Raw genomic sequence first — 20,342 nt, forward strand, 5'->3', positions numbered from 1 at the left:
AATGAAGAGACTCATTTTTATGGGGCCCCCAGGTGCTGGAAAAGGGACCCAAGCTGACATCATCAAAGAGAAATACAAAATTCCACAAATCTCTACCGGAGATATCCTCCGTGCTGCCGTAAAAAACGGAACCCCTATGGGGATAGAAGCAAAAAAATATATGGACGCAGGGGACCTAGTTCCAGATGCTGTCGTTATCGGCATAATTCGCGACCGATTGGTCGAATCTGATTGTGCGAATGGATTCATTCTGGATGGATTTCCTAGGACGGTGGAGCAAGCAAAGGCTCTCTCGGAAATCCTCAAAGAGCTTCACATGGAGCTCGACTCCGTTGTCAACCTAGACGTTCCTGACGAAGAACTCGTCAAACGGTTGCTAGGTAGAGCGATCAAAGAAGGACGCTCGGATGACAACGAAGAGACCATCAAAAACCGTCTGCATACTTACAACACCAAGACGTTGCCCCTAATAGACTTTTATAAAGGCTCTGGGATCCTTCGGCAAATTAATGGTTTGGGAAGTATGGAAGAAATCACTAACACTATTTTAAAATCGATCTAGTAGGAGATAGACCCTGGCTAAGGAAGAAGCAATCACGATTGACGGAACCGTTCTAGAACCGTTACCAAATGCTATGTTCCGTGTGGAACTTGAGAATGGTCATAAGGTTTTAGCACATATTTCAGGAAAGATGCGTATGCATTATATTCGTATTTTACCTGGAGATAAAGTCACAGTGGAACTTTCTCCTTATGACTTAACCAAGGGCCGTATTACTTACAGAAAGAAATAGGAAACTATAATGAAAGTTAGAGCATCAGTAAAAAAAATCTGTCCTGAATGCAAAGTCATTCGCAGAAAAGGTGTAATCCGAGTGATTTGCACGAACCCAAAACACAAACAAAGGCAAAGATAGAAAGATATGGCACGTATCGCGGGTGTTGATTTACCATCAAACAAAAGAATAGTGATCGGTCTTACATACGTATTTGGTATTGGTAAGACTTCCTCTCAAAATATCCTGAAAAAAGCAGGGATTGACGAATCTATCCGGGTGAAGGACCTTTCGGACGAACAAGAAGCCGCGATCCGAAGAGTTATTGAAGAATCATACCAGGTAGAAGGGGATCTTCGTTCCGAAGTCAACCTAAATATCAAACGATTGATGGATGTGGGTTGTTACCGAGGTTTCCGTCACAGACGTGGACTTCCAGTCAACGGACAAAGAACAAGAACCAACGCAAGAACCCGTAAGGGAGTCAAGAAGACTGTAGCCAATAAGAAAAAGGCTACTAAGTAGAGGACTAATCCATGGCTGAAAAAGACGCAAAGAATAAAAAAGATACCAAAAAGGTTAAGAAAAAAGAAAAGAAAAACGTTCCGCGGGGTAAGGTGTACATCCAAGCTTCGTTTAACAATACAATCGTATCCATTACAGATATGGCTGGAAACGTTCTTTCTTGGTCTTCATCTGGAATGATGGGATTTCGTGGATCCAAAAAATCCACTCCTTATGCAGCACAAGTAGCTGCAACTAATGCTGCTGAGAAAGCAATTGAAGCTGCTGGTCTTTCAGAAGTGGATGTAATGGTTTCGGGTCCTGGAATTGGACGTGAATCTGCCATTCGTTCTTTAACCACAAAAGGGATTGCAATCAAACTCATTAAAGACGTAACTCCGCTCCCGCACAATGGGTGCCGACCACGAAAAAGAAGAAGGGTGTAGGAATTAGATATGGCACGTTACCGAGGTCCAGTTGTTAAATTGATGAGAAGAGAGGGTCTTAACCTCTTTCTTAAAAATAGTCATACATTACATAAAGAAAAATCTTCACTTGAAAAGAGAAAGTATCCACCAGGTCTTCCTCCTAAGAAAAAAGGGAAGGTAACAGAATACGGTGCACAGCTCCGTGAAAAGCAAAAAGTGAAACGCGCTTATGGTGTTTTAGAAAAACAATTTCGTAGATACTTTGAAGAAGCATCTCACACTCCAGGGATTCCTGGTGAGAACCTCCTCCAATTCCTAGAAAGAAGATTGGATAACGTTCTTTATCGTATGGGTTTTGCTGTCACTAGAAGACAAGCTCGTAACTTTGTAGCTCACAGACACATTCTTGTGAATGGCCACAGAGTGGATATTTGTTCTTATCGTGTGAATGTTGGTGATAAAATCGAAATTCGTGAGAAGTTTCAAAAATCCGCGTTTATTGAAGAAAATATCAAACTTGCTCAAGCAATCAATCGAACTGCTTCTTGGGTGAGTGTGGATTATACCAAGTTCTCCGGAGAAGTGACTTCACTTCCAACAAGAGAGCATATTGATATTCCTGTGAAAGAACAGGTAATCGTAGAGTTGTACTCGAAGTAAGAATTTAGAGAAGAAGGATACGACATTGTCTCCAAAGAATTTATTAAAAGGTTTTAAAAGACCCAAAAAAATCGAATTCACTACCGATGTGAATACACCAAACTACGGTAAGTTTGTTGCAGAGCCTTTCGAAAGAGGAATTGGTACTACGATCGGTAACTCCCTTCGTCGTACGCTCATGTCTTCTATTGAGGGAGCGGCAATTTCCGCAATTCGTATTGAAGGAGTCTCTCACGAGTTCTCTTATATCGAAGGTGTAGCCGAAGACGTAACGCGTATCATTCTTAACTTAAAACAAGTTCGAATCAAATACGAGCCTGAGGACAAAGAAGCAAGTAAAGTTATCCACCTAGAATTGAAAGGTGCAGGTTATTTCCGTGCGGCTGACTTGGCAGTTGACTCTTCTATTGAAATCATGAATCCAGACCTTCATATAGCAACTCTCAATGAGGATGCCAATTTGATTATGGATTTGGAAATTCAAAGGGGACGCGGTTACGTTCCTGCAGAAGATAAAAAGAAAGACATCGAAGTATTAGGAACGATCCCGATCGATTCTATTTTTTCACCAATCCAAAAAGTATTGTTCGAGGTGTCAGAAACTCGTGTTGCACAACGTTCTGATTACGAAAAACTTACTATGGAAGTTTGGACAGACGGTTCTGTTTCTCCAGAAGATGCAGTTGCACAAGCAGCAAAAATTCTAAAAGATCACCTTACTGTTTTCATCAATTTCGAAGAAGAGATTGAAGAAGAAGAGGAAGAGTTAGATGAAGCTGACGAAAAACTAAAAGCAGCGTTATCAAAACATGTGGAAGAATTGGAACTTTCCGTTCGATCCACTAACGTTCTTCGTAGTTTGGAAATCGACTTCATTGGAGAGCTCGTAAAGAGATCTGAAGACGAAATGACTAAATCAAAACATTTCAGCGAACAAAGTTTACAAGAGTTGAAAGCAAAACTTTCTTCTATGGGACTTTCTTTCGGTATGAGAGATTTTTAAGATGAATAAACGTAATAAAGTTAAACAACTCAATAGATCCGCGGATCATAGAAAAGCTATGATTCAAAATATGGTAATCTCTTTGCTCCGCCACGAAAGAATCGAATCTTCTGTTGCGAAGCTAAAGGTAGCTCGTTCTTATGCGGAACGAATCATCACTAGAGCAAAACGTAATTTAGATGCTAACCTAGCTAATCTTGATGAACAAAAGAAAAATGCAGCGATTCTTCATAACACAAGGTATCTTTATAGCCACCTTGGTGACCAAGAAATCGTTAACAAACTTTTGAAAGATCTTGCTAATCGTTATGCAGAAAGAGTGGGTGGATACACACGAATCATTCGTTTGGTAAACCGTCCTTCTGATAACACAGCGATGGGAATTTTGGAACTTGTTGATCGCAAAACTCAAGACGAGTTGAAAGCGGAGACAAAGGCAAAACGCGAAGAGAAAAAACCTGCTAAAAAAGAAGAAAAACCGAAAAAAGCTAAGAAAGAAAAAGTAGCTGCTAAGTAATCAACTTTTCCTTTGTAATGTTTTTAAGAAAAGCCTGCTCATCCGAGTAGGCTTTTTTTTTATTGCATTCGTATGAAGTTCCGCTAAAAATCTACATTCCAAACGAATGACTCCTATCCTTCCTACAACTGATTCCATTTGGCACACCGCTTTTAGTTCTAGTCCTATTGGAATGGCACTTACGGACATGCAAACTGGATTGTATGTCGACGCGAACGAAATTTACTGTTCGTGGCTTGGCCGAAGTAGGGAGGAGGTGATAGGGAAATCAACTTTAGATTTGGGAATTTATTCGAATTCCAATGATAGAGAAGCCATTTTAGCAAGGTTAATCAGTGATGGTTTGGTCCTCAATATGGAAGTACCTCTGGTAACCAAACAAGGCTCTACGGTTACGATTCTTTTTAGTGGGCGTATCGTGGAGAATGGAAAATATCTATTATCTGCAGGTCAAAATATTACAGCCCTAAAGGAAAAAGAATACCTGGCCGCGGTTTTACAAAGTGAGTTAGTCATCAGTAAAGAACTCTTTGAGAGTGTTTTCCGTTTGAATCCAGCAGCAGTTAGTTTATCCAATGCAGAAACTGCCGTTTACGATGATGTGAATGAAGCCTATTGTCGTCTGATTGGCTATTCCAGAGAGGAAATCATTGGGCGTACATCTTATGACCTGAATATCTGGATAACCAAATTTGATCGAGAAAGATTGAAGGCAGAACTCCTAAAGAAAGGTTGGAGTACGGGAATGGAGGCAAGTATACGCACTAAATCTGGAGAAATACGCCATGTAGTTTCGGGAAATACCATTTTACAGACGAAGGGTAGATCGACTTTACTTGCTATCCTTATCGATGTTACTGAATCCAAACAGAATAAGGAGGCCCTCGAATTCGCGGTCAAGGAAAGAACGAAAGAACTCAATCGACTTTTAGAGGATTTGCAGAAAACACAAGACCAATTAATTCTTTCAGAAAAAATGGCCACCTTGGGACAGTTAGTTGCAGGAGTTGCGCATGAAATAAATAATCCACTTGCAGCGATTGCAGCCTTTAGCGAACAAATTTTCAATCGTATGGGAAATTTTGGTACAAGATTGTTTCTTATAAAAGAAATTTTCTCAAAATATTCAGATAAGGAGATAAATGAAATTATTTCTTGGGTAATTGAGTTATTTACAATTAAACCAAAGACCTATAACTTTTCTGATTCGAGAAAAGCTAAAAAGGCATTAGAAAGTATTTTTATAATTTTGCAAATTGATTCCGCTTATGATTTAGCTGATAGAATTGTTGATCTTGGAGTTTCCGATTTTGTTTTAGAAAATGAAAGTTTTTTACCTTATTTTAAGTCATCGCCGCTTTTAGATTTAGTATTATCAGAATTGAATTCCCTACGTAGTATTGAATCGATTCGATTGGCCGTTGAAAGAACTTCGAAAATTGTTTATAGCCTTAAAAACTATGGTAGGTTTGATCGCAACGAGGCAAAAGCAGACATTAACATAGTTGATACCATTGAAACTGTACTAACCCTTTATCAGAACAAAATGAAAACTGGAGTGGAATGTATTCGTTTGTACAATGCTAATCCCACTATATCGGGGTATCCAGATGAGCTGATTCAAATTTGGACCAACCTAATCTACAATTCCTTACAAGCTATGTCTTTTAAAGGAACACTCACCATTCAAATTGACGAAACCGAGAAAGAAGTGGAGGTCCGGGTAAAAGACAATGGCCCTGGAATTCCCCAAGCCATTCAAAAACGAATTTTTGAACCATTTTATACTACTAAGGAAAAAGGGGAAGGGACCGGACTTGGCCTTGGGATTGTCAAACAATCCGTCGAGGAAAGGCACCGTGGCCGGATTCAGTTCCATTCTGAACCAGGTTACACGGAGTTTTTTGTAATTCTTCCTAAATTCTAGCCAGTTGCATTTGTAGTTTTTCGGCAATCAAGTCAAAGTCTTCGTTTTGAATCACTGTTCTATAGGCCGCAGTCACGATGGGATGTCTTTTTTCATCCAGTTGGATTAAATTTGGTAACACCTTAAGACCATAAAAACCATTCGTTATTTTTTCTGGCCTTGTACCATACGCAAGATCATACCCATACTTTCTATCTCTTGTATCAGAACCGAAACAAGCCAACATAAAGTCTGTCATACCGGAGAGACCATTGAAAGTAGTAGGATCTCCGCCGAGTAATACCCCAATCGATACCATTTCATTAAAAAAGCGATTGCTTAAATGGAATAGTGTATTATCAACATTTCCGCCTAACTCACGTTTGAAATATCCTTCCACAAGTCCCATTGCCAAAGCATAAACAGTTTTTAATGCCCCACCCAACTGGACTCCTTTTGTGTCTCGCGAATTAATGGCAGTTCTCGTGAATACATAGTTATTTGTAAGGAGCTCTTTTAGTTTTGGAATGAGAGAGTCTTCGAAAGCCGAAATTTCAAAACCAGAAATTTTTCTTTCCATTATCTGATCAGGATAACATGCACCAGAAACAACTGCTAGGCGGTCTCTTTCGATAAGAAGTAATTCGTGTAGGTCCTCAAGGATAAGTCCTTTCTTAGAACCAGTAAAACCTTTGATGACATTTACCATTGGTGATTTATTTTTTTGCAGATGGGTTCTGATTTTAGAATAAATTCCATCGAATTCCCAAGGATTTGTACCTTGGATAAATAGAGTGGCCGATCCCAATATTTCTGGTTTGTCCGAAAATTCAATATTCGGTGGAAGTTTGTAAATGGGATAATGAACTACATCGCGCTTTTCTTCATTACTTTGTTTTACCATTTCTGAATCAGGACTGTAAATGGTTACTTTTACATTTTTATTTGCCATCACGCAGGCAAAGGCAACGGACATATTGGAAGATCCAATGATGACCACATGTTCGTCTGGTTTTTTCGGAATTGAAATGAGTTGGTTGGTTTCCCTGACATCACCTTTATAAAGGTTACGATAAGTTCCATGTTTATGTTTGTTTAAATTGCTACCTACAAGAAGTGCAAGGTTATCAATGATAAATTGTTTTTTGTCACCTGTGCCAGGAAAAGAAATTTGTTCAATATGAGATGGAAAAGACTCCATTTCTTTTTTTGTAAGTTCACCAACAAGCACTGGTTTGCCGATGACAAGTTTTCCGACCGCTTGGTTAAAAAGTAAACCTTCGATAGGAAGAATTTTTTCTGTTCCCTCTAGTGAGATAGGAAGGATAACTTTGTTTGCAACATAATGGTATACAGTATCCACAAAGGGCATTAACCTTCCATCGCGAGACCTAGTTCCCTCTGGAAAAATGGAAATGACCTTTCCATCTGATTGTAATTTTTGTGAATTACGAAAGGCACGCATATTGATCTTGGTCATTACATCGGAAAGTGATGGATTGTCTGCCATGTCCTTTTTGGAACAAACAAGAAGGGTTCCAAACATATAGAGACCGAGGCGGGTAAAGTCTGGTTCGAAAGCAAGTCTTCCTGCGATAAAGACGAGCGATTCAGCTATCTTTCTTCCTTCTGGCCCTGAGTTGTACAAAAGAGTAAAGATGGCAGGTGCATCTAAATGGCTTAGGTGGTTGGAAATTAATGTGACAGGGTATTTGCCGATGACCCCATCCAAAAGTTTCAGATTTTCTGTCCCCTCCACTTTGAATTTCTTCATAATGGGATCGAGAAATTTTAACATAAAATCGCGTGGTTCCGGACGAATGTCGGTATACACTCCGATTTCTTCCAATCGATCTGGTTCTTGGAAGATGTCCATGACCTTAGGTTTCGGAGTGCTTTGCGAAAGAACTAAAAACTCTTCTAAAATGGACTTTGCTTCTGACTCGGTAAGACCCGATTTTACAAATAGGTGGATGTTCTCAAAAAATTCTTTATGCCAGCGTCCCAAAGTGGCTTCTTTTTCTGTCATGTATGCCTCTAAACCGACATTAAATTACTGAAAACTTTCGATTTGTCTATTCGATTTTTACAATTGATTGCGTAAATCCAGGATTTCTCTAAACTGACTTCTTGGGTGATCGAGATCCCGGTATGAATCAAAAGAACAAATCAATTTCCTCGGAACAAAAGTGGATTCCGGATGGATTTCATTTTTTAGGCCCCGAAGAAAGTAAAAACAGGCGGAATTTACTACAAAGATATTCAGAACTCTTCGAAAGAGAAGGTTATTCTGAAATTACTCTTCCTTCCTTTGATTATTCGAATTCCTTTCGATCCCATTTGGATCATGGGTTAGAGAGTCTGCTTGTGACAAAAGATTGGGATGGGAATGAACTGTCGCCTGGCGTGGACTTAACACTCCAAGTTGTAAAAGGAATGGCGGCAAGATCCCATTGGGAAGAGAACCAAAATGTTTTTTATTTTGCGCGTAAGATTCGTGACCACAAAAAACGGAATGCGTCACGACGTGAGATTTTGCAAGTAGGTGTCGAGTCACTGGGAAAAAGTGATACAAACCAACTCATTTCTCATATTCAAATTTTGTTAAGGCTTTGGAAAGCTTCGGTTCCTTCTTTAGCCTTTACGATTGTATTTGGTCACTCTTCTTTTTTTCGTAATGTTTTAGAGATTCTTGGTTGGAATGAGGAACAAACAAAAGTTCTCCGCCAACTGTTATATACAAAAAACTTACCAGAGTTAGTTTCTCTCGCTGCTAGGGAAAATACGTCCGAGTCACATATGGAAATGATCCAGTTGTTACTCAGACCCATTCCTGTAAGTGAGATGCCAAAATTTCAAAACTCATTACAAAAGATTTTAGAACCTAAAGAATGGGAAAAATTAAAAGAGGATTTGGAATCCATTACCTCTTTTTTTGGAGAATGGGCAAAGGCTCTCGGAGAGATTCCTTGTATTTGGGATCCTTCCCTTGTGAGAGATCTGTCTTATTACACTGGATTTATGTTTCAAGGATATGTGGAACGGGATCCTGAGCCGGTTTTTGCCGGTGGAGTTTATAACGAATTGTATGAAAGTTTTACTGGAATTAAGAAGGATGCCTGCGGTTTTGCCCTGCACCTTGATTCCATTGAAGAAATTGTAAATAATGTAAAATGAGGGAATTATGCCTGCAAATTTAGTTGTCGGAGCACAATGGGGTGATGAAGGAAAGGCAAAGGTAATTGATTACCTTTCCAAAGATACAGATATCATTGTTCGGTACCAAGGTGGTGCGAACGCTGGTCATACGGTAGTAGTGGGCGGAAAAAAATATATTTTCCATTTGGTCCCATCAGGCATAATATATGATAATACCACTTGTGTGATTGGAAACGGAGTGGTTTTAGATCCTGAATATTTTTTAAAAGAGTGTGCTGACTTAGAAGCACACGGATTCAAAGTAAAAGAAAAAGTTCTTATCAGTGATTCATGTCACATCCTTCTTCCTTACCATCGTTTGATCGATGAAGCAAGAGAAGCTGGTTCTTCACCGGAAAGAAAAATTGGAACCACAAAAAAAGGGATCGGAATGTGTTATGCAGACAAAATGCTTCGTAACGGAGTTCGTGCTGGTGACCTTCTAGATAAAGAAAATCTAAAAAGAAAACTGACTCATATCTTAGAAGTAAAAAACCAAGAACTTGTGAAATACTATGATCTGGAACCAGTTAATATCACCGAAATGTATGATTTCCTTTTGGACTTTGCTGACAAAATGGGTAAAAACATTGTAAACACAGTGTACTATCTCGATTCGGAATTACAAAAAGGCAAACGAGTCCTTCTGGAAGGGGCACAAGGAACAGGACTTGATATTGATTTTGGAACCTATCCTTATGTGACTAGCTCTAATCCAACAACTGGTGGAGCCCTTGCAGGTTCTGGAGTGAGTTTTAGGTATTTAAAGGATGTGATAGGGATTACCAAAGCCTATGCAACTAGAGTGGGAGAGGGCCCTTTTCCTTCAGAAATTTTAGGCGAAGCAGGCGATATTTTACGTAAGTTAGGTGGTGAGTATGGTTCTACCACGGGAAGACCTAGACGATGTGGTTGGTTTGATGTACAGATGATCAAACATGCGGTGACAGTGAATGGTATCAACTCCCTCGTATTAACTAAAATAGATGTTCTCAGCCATTATGATTCGATTCCTGTTGTTGTTGGTTATGAATACAAAGGTAAAAAATTACACTTTTTTCCATCACAAGGGCTTGAGGACGTTAAACCGTTGTTTGCTGAGTATAAAGGATGGAAGGATGATATCTCTGGGATCAATTCATTTTCAAAGTTACCAACTCTTTGCCAGTCGTATATTAAATCCTTACAAGACCTTGTTAATACAAAGATTGGAATTGTTTCCACCGGGCCTGATCGTGAACACACGATCATCATGGACTAAAAAAAAATGCGAGCTCTTGATCTTTTTTTTAAGTAGTTGTTGACCGAGAAAGGTGGTTCGATATTCTTGGCTACAGAACGAGTCGTTAGCTCAGCTGGTAGAGCAATTCCCTTTTAAGGAATGGGTCCGGGGTTCGAATCCCCGACGACTCAAAAATGAGTTCCATTAACTCAAAGAACACGTTCTTCAAACGGTGCCATCGTCTAATGGTTAGGACACAAGGTTTTCATCCTTGCAATCGGGGTTCAATTCCCCGTGGCACTACCAAATACAAGACACACATCCTTTAAATAACAAACTTCGCAAATTCCTTTCTCATATTTTGCATTACATCTTTCGATGATCCCTACTCTAGTTAGATAGAAGTCGTATAACAAAGGATCTGTGGGACTAATTTCTTTAAAAAATTCTTTGATCAGATATGCCTCTTTCACTCCAAAACTTTTCCGATCTGTAATACCTAAAATTCGAATCAATTTTTGGATATGGACATCCAATGGAAAGGGGATTTGATTAGGCTGTATCTTTTGGTAAAGTCCAAAGTCGGGATAGGATTTTCTTACCATCCAACGTAAAAATAGGGATAAACGTTTTTTGGGAGATTTTGCTTCTGGTTTTCCGATTAAAAATTGTAGACCATAGGATAAACTTCTTTTTCCCAATGTGGTTTTAAGTTCATCTTCCCAAAATTTTTGAAACTGTGAAATTGAGATTTCCTCTTCAAATTTTCCGTGGCAGTCAATGAGTTTGGACTCAAAAAGAGGAGATTTCGTCTCTAAATTTCGGAGGACACGGGCTAAGGTTAAAAAGAAGATTTGGTTGTCTTTTTTGGTTTGGAACCTATAGACTCCTAGATTTTTTAGAAAGGAATCAAATGGTTCACCTTCTTTTCTTAAACTTTGGTAAGGTGAGGGTCCTAAGAATTCAAAGATTGGTTCTAAAAATCTTTGGATACTTTTCACATTTCCATAGGCGTACAAACAGGAGATGAAAGACACCACTTCCATATCAAGAGGGTCCTTATATTTCTTCGGGAAACATATCGGGTCAGTTTCTAGATAATGGAGGTGTTCGTATTTTTTTCTTAAATCTTCTAACTTAGAATGAAAAAGTATTAAATCAATCGGCATTCTTCATTGCGATGTAGGTTCTTGACTCGAGTTTTCTTCCTATTTTTTCTTCCATAAACCGGCTGGCAGATAGGAGAGAATTCAATTCGATTCCTGTTTCAAATCCTTCTCTATGTAGGAAATAAACTAAGTCTTCGGTGGCAACGTTTCCAGCGGCACCTTTGGCATAAGGACATCCACCGAGGCCTCCAGCCGAACTATCAAAACTACGAACTCCCATAAGGAGCGCCTGTTTGGTGTTTGCAATGGCCATCCCATAAGTATCGTGGAAATGTCCTGCAAAGTATGTTTTAGGGATCTTTTTCAAAAGAACTCCTAATAAAGTTTCCACTTCGGAAGGTACGGCAACTCCTATGGTTTCTCCAAGAGAAATTTCGTAGGCTCCTGCATCTAGCAGACGTTCAGCGATCTCAAGAGTTTTTTCCGGTTTAATTTTTCCTTCATAAGGACATGCAATCACGGTAGAGATATAACCGCGAACTTTCTTTCCATCTGATTTTGCCTGTGTGAAGATGGGTTTAAATAAATCCAAACTTTCCAAAACTGTCATATTGATATTTTTTTTGGTGAATGTCTCTGAAGTTGCCGTAAAAACAGCTACTTCAGAAAAACCAGCCAGTTTGGCTCCTTCGTAACCTTTTGCATTGGGTGTAAGAGCGGAAAATTGTATTTGGTTTTGAAACTTCGGAAGGACCAGGTTGGAAAGTTCAATGGCATCTCCCATTTGCGGGATTCGATCTTTCCTTACGAAGGAAGTAAGTTCTATATGTTTCACTCCGCTTTGTACTAGACGTGATACGAATTCGAATTTATCCTGAGTAGAGAGAATGGTTTTCTCGTTTTGCAGACCGTCTCTTGGACCTACTTCTGTGATTTTAATATGTTCCAATTCTCCATTCTCCTTCTCTTTTAAATTTCTATTAAAAATAAGAAACGCAATGATTTTATGGAGTGAATCCGATGTTTACTCTTAAAAATATTTCTGTTCAGGTTCGTGGACGTTCCCTTTTGCAGAATATAAATTTAGTGGCAAAATCAAATGAGATTACGGGACTCATTGGAAAATCAGGATCAGGCAAATCTACATTGTTTCGTTTGGCTTTAGGGCTTCTGGATCCAATGGATGGTTATACTTGGAGTGGATCTCTTTTTTGGAAGGAGGAGAGTTTACCCAATAGAAAAAACCCAAAACTCCAACCGGTCTTTCAAGATCCTTTGGCGAGTTTCTCTCATCTGGGAACAATGAAAGAGTTATTACTTGAGCCGATCCGAATCAAAAAGGGATTTTTTTTATCAGAAGATATTAAAAGAAGGGAATGGATGCGTATCGAAACATTATGCGAACGATTCGAATTGCAGAAGGAACTTTTAAATAAAACCAAACAAGAACTAAGTGGGGGGCAATTGCAAAGGTTTTCCATATTAAGAGCTTTACTGATGGAACCAGAATATTTACTATTAGATGAACCCGTTACAGCCCTTGATGTTCTTGTACAAAAAAAAATTGCAGAAGAACTCAAACAAGTCAACCAAATGGAAAATTTGGGAATGTTTATAGTTTCCCATGACTTAGGTTTTTTATCCTATATGTGCGACCAAATTTTTGTACTGGATGGGAAGGGAATTGTGGAATTTGGCAAACCAAATGAAATTCTTTCTAATCCTAAATCAGAGCTGTTAAAAACTTTATTGGAAACAAGAAATCATTCGTTAGGTGGGGCTGTTTCTTCTTCAGAATCATCCAATTGAGTTCGTTTTGCTTCTGCAAATTTTTTCGCAATATCTCGTCTCCTTGCAATAACCTTTGAAGACACCGTCGCAAAAAAAGGATCATTCGTAAAACTTAACATCTTAGTGTATTCTTCTTCTGCTGTTTCATAATCTGTGACTTTTGAGGCAGTTTCTGCAAAATAATAATGGAACTTTTTATCGTAAGGTTTTGGTTTCCCTTCGGCCGTTGTGAGAGTCGTACGATTAAATATTTTATAAGCGATATGAAAGTTTCCTTTTTCCATCTCAAGCCTTGCAAAACCTAATTTAACATTCGGACTTTCTTCTTCAATCTTCAGTGCTTTGTTTAAGTATAGAAGGGCCCTATTTTTTAAACCTGTGGCCAAATAATGGTCAGCCAAACGAATCAGTGCTTCGGTATCATAGGGATTTTTTTCGACTGCCAGTTTGTAATTCATAATGGCGTAATATACCTGGCGTGTGATTTCAGAAAGAATCGCAATGTGTAGATAGGTTTTAAAGTAATCAGGCATTTCTGCTTTTGCATATTCAAATTCCACAAGAGCCTTTTCGTAATTCATTTCCAAAGAATACAAACGTCCTAAATTATACCGGAAGGGAAAAAATTGCGGATCAAATCGAATCCCAGCTTCCAAACGTTTGATTACGTCTGCCCGCATGTTTGGTTTTCCTGAAAGTAAAAGTTCTATTGTATCGTTATTCCATTTTCCCGAATTGGTTATGGTTTCTGATCCATATATAAAATTTCCGTTGGATTTCGGTGGTTCGCCTTGAAAAAGTTTCCCACGAGCGAGGATAAAGTCATCCTTATGGTAAATAAAAGATCCATTGGGAAAATCGGAGGTATCAAATTCCTGATCTTTGCCCCAAAGGATCTCTGGATATTCCTGGTTCCCAATGAGTTTTTGTCCCCAAATCAGTGTGGGAAATAAAAACAGAAGTGCGAGAGTAAAGCTACGAAAGAACATGGTGTAGAATGAACCAAACCCTTTTGGAAACAAAAGCGCTTACTATTAGTGTCGGCGAAAAAGTCTTACTGAAAGAGATCAATCTTTCTTTTTTTAAGACCGGTCTTGTGGCTGTGCTCGGTGAAAATGGTGCCGGGAAATCAACCCTTTTAAAGGAAATTTATCACCACTCACTATCCTCAGACAAATGGCATTGGAACCAAGGAAAAAGGAAAATTACATATCTTGGACATGAGCTTGGATTTTATTCTTCACTTAATTTGGAAGAAAATTTGGATTATTTTTCCAGGTTAGATGGAATGCTCCCAGATCTACAAAAAAGAAAACAACTCCTTGAACTCTTTCGTTTACAGAAACGAATTTGGGATCCAATCCATACCTTTTCACGAGGTATGAAACAAAAAGTAGCAATCCTAAGGTCTTTGCTTTCTTCTGCTGAAGTTATTTTATTTGATGAACCGTATACGGGACTCGATGCCGATTCTTCTAAAGTATTAAGTGAGATTTTAAATGAGGTATCAAAAACGAAACTCATTTTAATCGTCCTTCACTCTATACCGAAAGAATTGCAGTGCAGTTCCCAAATCCAAATTGAGAAGGGAGCTGTGTTTGTTACTCACCTTACTTAAAAAAGAATTTTATCTAATTGGTCGTTCCCTAGGTGGAATCATCTCTCTTTTTACCCTAAGTGTATCAGTAGTTTTTATTTTTTACACATCCATTGAGGTTAATGAAATTTTGTCTGCAAGGAGTATACGCGGAATCAAGTGGGCAATTATTTTTTTACTTAACTTTGTGATTGTAAGCCAAAGTTTATGGGAAGAACGGGAATCAATGGGCTGGGAAGCCAGTCTATCTTTCGTCAGTCCCATTTCGCTGTATTTGACAAAATCTCTTGCCATCTGGTTTTGTACGATTTTGGTAAATGGAGCTCTGGTGTTAGTTCTTTCTGTTTTTTTTCAAAACATGAGTATCGAAAGGTTTTGGGGAGAATGGCTTTTTGCAAACCTGGGAAGTGGCTCTTTGGTATTCCTCGGAGTTTCTCTTGGGCTCATTGCATTTGAAAGTCGCCTAAAAGAAATCATCATTCCTTTGTTACAACTTCCTTTTTCCATTCCCTTGTTCCTCTTTGGATTAGAAGCAGAACACAGATACTGGCTCGAACCAGGGTTTTACCTACCATCTGTCGGTTTACTTTTGTTTTTTATGTTATTTTATGCTACGCTCGGTTCGGTGATGATAGAGATTCTAAGGAATGAGCATTAAGATTTTGTTTTCTCCTCGAATTTCTTTCCCTATCTGAAAATCTGGAAAAAAATGGAACGTAAGATTCGGATATTTCACCCTGTTTTCGACATAGGTTTTTATCTCGTCGTTTGTACGTCGCTCGTCACTGCTATCATTACTTCGCTTGTGTATCCAAATGTCATTTTGGAACAGGGATTAAGTCATAGAATATTTTATCTACATGTACCTGTCGCCTGGGTGGCGTTATATGGGCCCATCCTTTCTTTTATTTGTTCTCTAATTTTTCTTTTTACGAGGAATTTACTTTGGGATAGGCTCGCATTTACTGCGAACCAACTTTCCTTTCTTTTTGCAGTGGGAGTTTTGTTTTCTGGACCCATTTGGGCTTATAGCGCTTGGGGAGTTCCTTGGGACAAAACGGACGCTAGGTTACAGTCTTTTTTTATTCTTTGTATCTCCTTGGTCAGTTACTTTATTTTTCGGTATTTGGTTCCTTCCAAATCCAAAAAAGCCATTTTATCTGCCTATTTATCCGTTCTTTGTGCAGTCAGTGCCATCCTAACTTGGGGTGCCATCCGTTGGATTGAAAATCCAGGAAATCATCCAAGTAGTGTTTTAGGGAAGGGGGGGATGGATTCAGATATGAAACTGAGTATGTGGCTTGGAGTATTTGCCTTTCATTTTCTATTTCTAATTCTTTTTCTTGTTTCCAATCGCACAGAAAAAATCCAAGATATCAGATCCAAACTGAAAGCGGAATTAGATTGAAACATGGCAAATGAGGAATCTATACATAATATCCTGATTGTGGATGATGTTCCAGAAAATGTGGAACTTTTGAAATACCTTTTGCAACAAGAGGGTTTTAAAACCTATACTGCTTATTCGGCAGAAGAAGCACGTTTGGTTTTGTTGAACACTGCCATCGACACACTTTTGTTAGATGTAAATATGCCCGTGCAAGATGGATTTTCCTTTTGTCGGGAACTTAGGACGATGGATCAGTTTAAACTTCTTCCTATCCTTTTTATCACTTCCATTGAACGTGAAGTTGGTTTTCAAGAAGCGATGAAAAATGGCGGAGACGATTTCATCAATAAACCCTTTAATAAAAGGGAACTCGTTGCAAAAATCCATTCTGTGATTCGTCTAAAAGACTTACAAGACGAGTTATACAGACAGAAAAGTAAATACGAAAAAGAACTTCAAACCGCAAGACGAGTCCAAGACCAACTCATTCCTGAAAAAAGTTTTATTTGGAACGGAATCAAAGCTCAAACTCTATTTCACCCATATTTACAAATTGGCGGTGACTTTGTTGATTCTTGGATCGAAGAAAAAAAACTACATATTGTGATTGCTGATTGTTCTGGTCATGGACCGAGTGCTGCCCTAATTGGAGCAATGTTTAAGATGCAATTGTTTAACTTAGTATCCACTATGGATCTTAGGGAGCGGGTGGCGCATCTGCGAAAAAATATGGAGTTGGTTCTTCCTGAAGATTATGCAATTACCTTTTGTTATGCGATTCTTGATCAGGATTTAAAACTTTCTTATGTCAATGGAGGTCATCCAGCTCCCCTTGTTTATATGGATGGCGAAACGAAGTTTTTAAAAGGTATGAGTCCTATGATTATGGGAATTAATTTCGCTGCTAATGATGAAGTGCAATCGGTGCAGTTAAAAACAGGATCTATGTTTTTTATGTATACCGATGGTGCAAGCGAAGCTATGAACCCAAATTCTGAATACATTACGGAAGAGGGTATGAAATCAATTTTTCATGATTCCGTTACATCTGGAAAAGATATTTTGCAATCAGTTCAAAACAAAATTCTGGATTTTTGTGGATCTTCCACTCCGAGTGATGATATGGCTATGGTGTGTATACAATTATGATACCAAATCCCAGTTATAAGGGTAAAGTTAGAGACGTTTACGACTTAGGAGATTCACTTCTTCTTGTGGCAACCGATCGGATTTCTGCATTTGATGTTGTTTTTAATGAGCCGGTTCTTGATAAGGGTAAAATTCTAACTCGAATTTCCACGGCTTGGTTTCGTCAGTTTCCCAAAATTACGAACCATTTAATCACTGACGATGTTTCTAAATTTCCTCCTCCGTTTCAAAACGAAGATTCTTTAAAAGGAAGATCAGTCCTCGTTAAAAAAGCAAAACGAATTGATTTTGAATGTGTGGTGCGAGGATATTTAACTGGATCGGCTTGGAAGGAATACAAAACAGAAGGGACGATTGCTCATGTTCCCTATCCCAAGGGACTAGAAGAATCTTACCGATTTGAAACTCCCATTTTTACTCCAGCCCGGAAAAACGATTCTGGTCATGATGAAAACGTGAGTGAATCGGTGATGGAAAAGGAAGTTGGCAAGGAACTCTTTTCCGAATTGAAAGAGATCTCTCTTTATCTCTACAACACGGCTCATAGTTTGATGGCCAAACAAGGAATCCTTCTCTGCGATACTAAATTCGAATTTGGACTGGTGGATGGAAAACCTGTTTTAATCGACGAAATCTTAACACCAGATTCCTCCCGGTATTGGGATGCCTCCACTTATGCACTCGGCAAAACTCCGGCTAGTTTTGATAAACAAATCCTCCGAAATTGGTTGGAATCTACTGATTGGGACAAAAATCCACCTGCCCCGGCGTTACCCGAATTCTTGATCCTAGAACTACGTAAAAAATACTTGGAATTGGAAGATAAAATCACGTTATGTTTGTCGCAAAAATAAATGTTACTCTCAAAGAATCGGTTCTTGACCCGCAAGGACAAACGGTTCTCCGCACCCTTCATGACCAAGGGAAAAATTCTGTAGCTGACTTAAGGGTCGGAAAATACATCGAAATGAAAATCGATGTAAAGTCCCAACCAGAAGCAGAGGCACTTGCTAAAGAAATTTGTGAATCGGTTCTTGTGAACCAAGTGATCGAGACATATCGGTTGGTCGTGGAGAAAGTATGAAGGTACGGGTGGTTACCTTTCCTGGTTCTAATTGTGATAAGGATGTGGGATCGGTTCTAGAATCGGAATTTGGTGCTAAAGTAGAATACACTTGGTATAAAGAAACTTTCTCTGATACACCGGATCTTGTTGTATTGCCAGGTGGTTTTTCTTTTGGGGACTACCTACGCTGTGGGGCTATGGCCAAATTTTCAAGCGCTATGGAATCGGTTGTTGCTTACGCCAAAAAAGGTGGAAAGGTTTTGGGTGTTTGTAATGGATTTCAAATCCTGACTGAATCTGGGCTTCTTCCTGGTGCCTTACTCCATAACAGAACCTTAAAATATATTTGTAAAGATGTAGATCTCATTCCTGTATCCGAAAACAAAATCGCCAAAGAAATACAGGGAAACCTTTCCATTCCGATTGCTCACGGAGAGGGAGCATACTTTGCAGATCCTGAAACTTTAGAACGATTAGAAAAAAATGGCCAAGTGGTCTTTCGTTATAAAGAAAACCCGAACGGATCTTTACATGATATTGCAGGGATTTGTAACGAACAAGGAAATGTTCTAGGAATGATGCCTCATCCAGAAAGGGCTGTAAATCCTTATACAGGAAAGATGGATGGAAAACTAATCCTCGAGGCTCTCTTAAAAAAATAACATTCTTTTTAACCTTTTCTTGCTTTTTCGTCCAATTGAATTACAAGGGAAGGTATGCGTTTTCAAGAAGACTCTATTGATTGTGTAGATTTCATTCTAAAAAAGGATGAAGTTCTTACTATTATCTTGGGTGGGGGGAAGGGAACTCGTTTATTACCTCTAACAGAAAAAAGATCTAAACCAGCTGTTAGTTTTGGTGGGAAATATCGGCTTATTGATATTCCTATTTCCAATTCCCTGAATAGTGGTTTCGAAAAGATATTTATCCTCACTCAATTTAATTCCTATTCCTTAAATCGTCATATTAACCGAACTTATGCGACTAATAATATCCACCAAAAAAGTTTTGTGGAGATTATTGCTGCGGAACAAACGGTTTCTAGTGCCAATTGGTTTGAAGGAACTGCCGATGCCGTAAGGAAGGTTCTTCCTTATATCAGAGAACAAAAACCAAAATACGTTCTCATACTTTCTGGTGATCAACTTTATAATATGGACCTTTCCGATTTTATGCAGAGCCATTTAATGGATCCAGAAACAGAAATTTCTGTGGCTACTAACGCAATTCCTGAAGACCAAATTTATGGCCTAGGGATTGTGAAATCAGGAGTTGGTGGGTTCATTCAGGAATTCATAGAAAAACCACAAGAAGTAACTCAGGTGGAATCATGCCGCACGAAACAGGGTAACTTCCTTGCGAATATGGGAATTTATATTTTTAATACATCCACTCTCATTGATGTATTAGAAGATTGTAATATGGCTGATTTTGGAAAAGAAATCCTACCGAAAGCCATTCGAGAAAGGAAAGTAAAAGCTTACACTTACGACGGATACTGGGAAGATATTGGAACCATCAAGGCTTTCTATGAAGCCAATTTGATGTTAACAGATCATATTCCGAAATTTAATTTATATTTGGAAAAAACTCCGATTTATACGAGAGCAAGGGCACTTCCTCCGTCCAAAATCATCCAAGCTGTGGTCAACCAAGCACTCATTTCAGAAGGAACCATCTTAAACCAGTGTGAGGTTCACAGATCCATCATTGGTGTACGGCAACTGATCGCTTCAGGAACCAAGATCTATGATTCGATCATTATGGGACTTGACCATTACGGATATTTTGATCGAAAGTCTGGAAAAATCCCCATTGGAATTGGACCTAACTGTGAAATTCGGCGGACAATTGTCGACAAAGATTGTGCCATTGGTGCCAACGTGCGTCTGTTAAACGAACAAAATCTCCAAGAATATGAAGACGAATACATTCGAATTCGGGAGGGAATCATAGTGGTTCCTAGACATACTGCCATTCCTGACGGCTATTCCATTTAGGTCAAATTGACACATTTAGGTCAAAA

Annotated in this window: 24 protein-coding genes and 2 tRNA genes; 22 read left to right on the top strand and 4 right to left on the bottom strand. The window is 38.8% G+C overall.

From position 1 onward, the window contains the following. The first annotated feature begins 1 nt into the window (after position 1). The 9 genes from ND811_RS11365 (at position 2) to ND811_RS11405 (ending at position 5,815) form a co-directional block, all read left to right on the top strand. Entirely contained in the window at positions 2-562 is a 561-nt protein-coding gene (locus tag ND811_RS11365) for an adenylate kinase (RefSeq protein WP_265352025.1), read from the top strand. 13 nt (positions 563-575) lie between these two features. Beyond that, positions 576-794 carry a translation initiation factor IF-1 gene (gene infA / locus ND811_RS11370; protein WP_012476295.1) on the top strand — a complete coding sequence of 73 codons (219 nt, stop codon included), beginning with the start codon at positions 576-578 and terminating at the stop codon, positions 792-794. 9 nt (positions 795-803) lie between these two features. After that, entirely contained in the window at positions 804-917 is a 114-nt protein-coding gene (gene rpmJ, locus ND811_RS11375; RefSeq protein WP_002974084.1) for a 50S ribosomal protein L36, read from the top strand. A gap of 6 nt (positions 918-923) precedes the next feature. Then, positions 924-1,301 (top strand): 30S ribosomal protein S13, encoded by a 378-nt coding sequence (rpsM, locus tag ND811_RS11380; RefSeq protein ID WP_035983662.1) that lies wholly within the window; start codon positions 924-926, stop codon positions 1,299-1,301. Positions 1,302-1,312: 11 nt separating this feature from the next. Further along, on the top strand, positions 1,313-1,726 hold the full coding sequence (gene rpsK / locus ND811_RS11385; protein ID WP_004783964.1) for a 30S ribosomal protein S11: 414 nt from the start codon (positions 1,313-1,315) through the stop codon (positions 1,724-1,726). Between the two features lie 9 nt (positions 1,727-1,735). Further along, complete coding sequence (rpsD, locus tag ND811_RS11390; RefSeq protein WP_004783893.1) at positions 1,736-2,368, top strand: 30S ribosomal protein S4; 633 nt, start codon at positions 1,736-1,738, stop codon at positions 2,366-2,368. Positions 2,369-2,393: 25 nt separating this feature from the next. Then, complete coding sequence (locus tag ND811_RS11395) at positions 2,394-3,371, top strand: DNA-directed RNA polymerase subunit alpha (protein ID WP_002974165.1); 978 nt, start codon at positions 2,394-2,396, stop codon at positions 3,369-3,371. 1 nt (position 3,372) lies between these two features. Next, positions 3,373-3,888, top strand: a complete 516-nt coding sequence (gene rplQ / locus ND811_RS11400) for a 50S ribosomal protein L17 (protein ID WP_265352024.1) — start codon at positions 3,373-3,375, stop codon at positions 3,886-3,888. A 106-nt stretch (positions 3,889-3,994) separates the two neighbouring features. Beyond that, on the top strand, positions 3,995-5,815 hold the full coding sequence (locus ND811_RS11405) for a PAS domain-containing sensor histidine kinase (protein ID WP_265352023.1): 1,821 nt from the start codon (positions 3,995-3,997) through the stop codon (positions 5,813-5,815). Here ND811_RS11405 and ND811_RS11410 read toward each other — a convergent pair. Next, positions 5,805-7,823 (bottom strand): 1-acyl-sn-glycerol-3-phosphate acyltransferase, encoded by a 2,019-nt coding sequence (locus ND811_RS11410; RefSeq protein ID WP_265352022.1) that lies wholly within the window; start codon positions 7,821-7,823, stop codon positions 5,805-5,807. The genes ND811_RS11405 and ND811_RS11410 overlap by 11 nt on opposite strands. Before the next feature lie 122 nt (positions 7,824-7,945). Here ND811_RS11410 and ND811_RS11415 point away from each other — a divergent pair, with 122 nt between their 5' ends. The 4 genes from ND811_RS11415 (at position 7,946) to ND811_RS11430 (ending at position 10,520) form a co-directional block, all read left to right on the top strand. Next, the gene (locus ND811_RS11415; protein WP_265352021.1) at positions 7,946-8,971 is read left to right on the top strand and encodes an ATP phosphoribosyltransferase regulatory subunit; all 1,026 of its coding nucleotides are present in this window, start codon (positions 7,946-7,948) and stop codon (positions 8,969-8,971) included. A 7-nt stretch (positions 8,972-8,978) separates the two neighbouring features. Beyond that, positions 8,979-10,253 (top strand): adenylosuccinate synthase, encoded by a 1,275-nt coding sequence (locus ND811_RS11420; RefSeq protein ID WP_265352020.1) that lies wholly within the window; start codon positions 8,979-8,981, stop codon positions 10,251-10,253. Positions 10,254-10,332: 79 nt separating this feature from the next. After that, positions 10,333-10,405: transfer RNA gene (locus ND811_RS11425), tRNA-Lys, on the top strand. Between the two features lie 40 nt (positions 10,406-10,445). Further along, positions 10,446-10,520 (top strand) — tRNA-Glu (locus ND811_RS11430). Here ND811_RS11430 and ND811_RS11435 read toward each other — a convergent pair. Together ND811_RS11435 and ND811_RS11440 are read right to left on the bottom strand one after the other, a co-directional pair. Further along, positions 10,499-11,383 (bottom strand): TIGR02757 family protein, encoded by an 885-nt coding sequence (locus tag ND811_RS11435; protein WP_265352019.1) that lies wholly within the window; start codon positions 11,381-11,383, stop codon positions 10,499-10,501. The genes ND811_RS11430 and ND811_RS11435 overlap by 22 nt on opposite strands. Then, complete coding sequence (locus ND811_RS11440) at positions 11,373-12,272, bottom strand: hydroxymethylglutaryl-CoA lyase (protein WP_265352018.1); 900 nt, start codon at positions 12,270-12,272, stop codon at positions 11,373-11,375. The genes ND811_RS11435 and ND811_RS11440 overlap by 11 nt, the downstream gene beginning before the upstream one ends. A gap of 71 nt (positions 12,273-12,343) precedes the next feature. Between ND811_RS11440 and ND811_RS11445 the strand changes: the two genes are divergently transcribed. Continuing rightward, positions 12,344-13,132, top strand: coding sequence for an ABC transporter ATP-binding protein (locus tag ND811_RS11445; protein WP_265352017.1), 789 nt, complete (start codon positions 12,344-12,346; stop codon positions 13,130-13,132). Here ND811_RS11445 and ND811_RS11450 read toward each other — a convergent pair. Continuing rightward, positions 13,087-14,103, bottom strand: a complete 1,017-nt coding sequence (locus tag ND811_RS11450; RefSeq protein ID WP_265352016.1) for a tetratricopeptide repeat protein — start codon at positions 14,101-14,103, stop codon at positions 13,087-13,089. The genes ND811_RS11445 and ND811_RS11450 overlap by 46 nt on opposite strands. Before the next feature lie 8 nt (positions 14,104-14,111). Here ND811_RS11450 and ND811_RS11455 point away from each other — a divergent pair, with 8 nt between their 5' ends. The 8 genes from ND811_RS11455 to ND811_RS11490 are packed head-to-tail and all read left to right on the top strand — an operon-like array spanning position 14,112 to position 20,316. Further along, positions 14,112-14,732 (top strand): ABC transporter ATP-binding protein, encoded by a 621-nt coding sequence (locus ND811_RS11455; RefSeq protein WP_265352015.1) that lies wholly within the window; start codon positions 14,112-14,114, stop codon positions 14,730-14,732. Beyond that, positions 14,713-15,369, top strand: a complete 657-nt coding sequence (locus ND811_RS11460; RefSeq protein ID WP_265352014.1) for a heme exporter protein CcmB — start codon at positions 14,713-14,715, stop codon at positions 15,367-15,369. Before ND811_RS11455 ends, ND811_RS11460 begins: the two co-directional genes overlap by 20 nt. Before the next feature lie 51 nt (positions 15,370-15,420). Next, entirely contained in the window at positions 15,421-16,119 is a 699-nt protein-coding gene (gene ccsA, locus ND811_RS11465; protein ID WP_265352013.1) for a cytochrome c biogenesis protein CcsA, read from the top strand. Between the two features lie 3 nt (positions 16,120-16,122). Further along, complete coding sequence (locus tag ND811_RS11470) at positions 16,123-17,250, top strand: PP2C family protein-serine/threonine phosphatase (RefSeq protein ID WP_265352012.1); 1,128 nt, start codon at positions 16,123-16,125, stop codon at positions 17,248-17,250. Continuing rightward, the gene (locus tag ND811_RS11475) at positions 17,247-18,104 is read left to right on the top strand and encodes a phosphoribosylaminoimidazolesuccinocarboxamide synthase (RefSeq protein WP_265352011.1); all 858 of its coding nucleotides are present in this window, start codon (positions 17,247-17,249) and stop codon (positions 18,102-18,104) included. Before ND811_RS11470 ends, ND811_RS11475 begins: the two co-directional genes overlap by 4 nt. After that, positions 18,086-18,334 (top strand): phosphoribosylformylglycinamidine synthase subunit PurS, encoded by a 249-nt coding sequence (purS, locus tag ND811_RS11480; protein WP_265352010.1) that lies wholly within the window; start codon positions 18,086-18,088, stop codon positions 18,332-18,334. The genes ND811_RS11475 and purS overlap by 19 nt, the downstream gene beginning before the upstream one ends. After that, complete coding sequence (gene purQ / locus ND811_RS11485) at positions 18,331-18,978, top strand: phosphoribosylformylglycinamidine synthase subunit PurQ (protein WP_265352009.1); 648 nt, start codon at positions 18,331-18,333, stop codon at positions 18,976-18,978. Before purS ends, purQ begins: the two co-directional genes overlap by 4 nt. 54 nt (positions 18,979-19,032) lie before the next feature. Then, positions 19,033-20,316, top strand: coding sequence for a sugar phosphate nucleotidyltransferase (locus ND811_RS11490; protein ID WP_265352008.1), 1,284 nt, complete (start codon positions 19,033-19,035; stop codon positions 20,314-20,316). Positions 20,317-20,342 lie beyond the last annotated feature (26 nt).

Origin of the sequence: Leptospira soteropolitanensis, assembly GCF_026151655.1 — a bacterium.
Taxonomy (GTDB): domain Bacteria; phylum Spirochaetota; class Leptospiria; order Leptospirales; family Leptospiraceae; genus Leptospira_A; species Leptospira_A soteropolitanensis.

Excerpts from the sequence above, each read along its gene's own strand:
- ND811_RS11450 (WP_265352016.1), bottom strand. The coding sequence starts at position 14,103 with ATGTTCTTTCGTAGCTTTACTCTCGCACTTCTGTTTTTATTTCCCACA.
- rplQ (WP_265352024.1), top strand. The coding sequence starts at position 3,373 with ATGAATAAACGTAATAAAGTTAAACAACTCAATAGATCCGCGGATCAT.
- ND811_RS11420 (WP_265352020.1), top strand. The coding sequence starts at position 8,979 with ATGCCTGCAAATTTAGTTGTCGGAGCACAATGGGGTGATGAAGGAAAG.
- ND811_RS11415 (WP_265352021.1), top strand. The coding sequence starts at position 7,946 with ATGAATCAAAAGAACAAATCAATTTCCTCGGAACAAAAGTGGATTCCG.
- ND811_RS11410 (WP_265352022.1), bottom strand. The coding sequence starts at position 7,823 with ATGACAGAAAAAGAAGCCACTTTGGGACGCTGGCATAAAGAATTTTTT.
- ND811_RS11445 (WP_265352017.1), top strand. The coding sequence starts at position 12,344 with ATGTTTACTCTTAAAAATATTTCTGTTCAGGTTCGTGGACGTTCCCTT.
- purS (WP_265352010.1), top strand. The coding sequence starts at position 18,086 with ATGTTTGTCGCAAAAATAAATGTTACTCTCAAAGAATCGGTTCTTGAC.
- rpsK (WP_004783964.1), top strand. The coding sequence starts at position 1,313 with ATGGCTGAAAAAGACGCAAAGAATAAAAAAGATACCAAAAAGGTTAAG.
- ND811_RS11490 (WP_265352008.1), top strand. The coding sequence starts at position 19,033 with ATGCGTTTTCAAGAAGACTCTATTGATTGTGTAGATTTCATTCTAAAA.
- ND811_RS11475 (WP_265352011.1), top strand. The coding sequence starts at position 17,247 with ATGATACCAAATCCCAGTTATAAGGGTAAAGTTAGAGACGTTTACGAC.
- ND811_RS11455 (WP_265352015.1), top strand. The coding sequence starts at position 14,112 with ATGAACCAAACCCTTTTGGAAACAAAAGCGCTTACTATTAGTGTCGGC.
- rpsM (WP_035983662.1), top strand. The coding sequence starts at position 924 with ATGGCACGTATCGCGGGTGTTGATTTACCATCAAACAAAAGAATAGTG.
- ND811_RS11405 (WP_265352023.1), top strand. The coding sequence starts at position 3,995 with ATGACTCCTATCCTTCCTACAACTGATTCCATTTGGCACACCGCTTTT.
- rpsD (WP_004783893.1), top strand. The coding sequence starts at position 1,736 with ATGGCACGTTACCGAGGTCCAGTTGTTAAATTGATGAGAAGAGAGGGT.
- rpmJ (WP_002974084.1), top strand. The coding sequence starts at position 804 with ATGAAAGTTAGAGCATCAGTAAAAAAAATCTGTCCTGAATGCAAAGTC.
- ND811_RS11365 (WP_265352025.1), top strand. The coding sequence starts at position 2 with ATGAAGAGACTCATTTTTATGGGGCCCCCAGGTGCTGGAAAAGGGACC.
- ND811_RS11470 (WP_265352012.1), top strand. The coding sequence starts at position 16,123 with ATGGCAAATGAGGAATCTATACATAATATCCTGATTGTGGATGATGTT.
- ND811_RS11435 (WP_265352019.1), bottom strand. The coding sequence starts at position 11,383 with ATGCCGATTGATTTAATACTTTTTCATTCTAAGTTAGAAGATTTAAGA.
- ccsA (WP_265352013.1), top strand. The coding sequence starts at position 15,421 with ATGGAACGTAAGATTCGGATATTTCACCCTGTTTTCGACATAGGTTTT.
- purQ (WP_265352009.1), top strand. The coding sequence starts at position 18,331 with ATGAAGGTACGGGTGGTTACCTTTCCTGGTTCTAATTGTGATAAGGAT.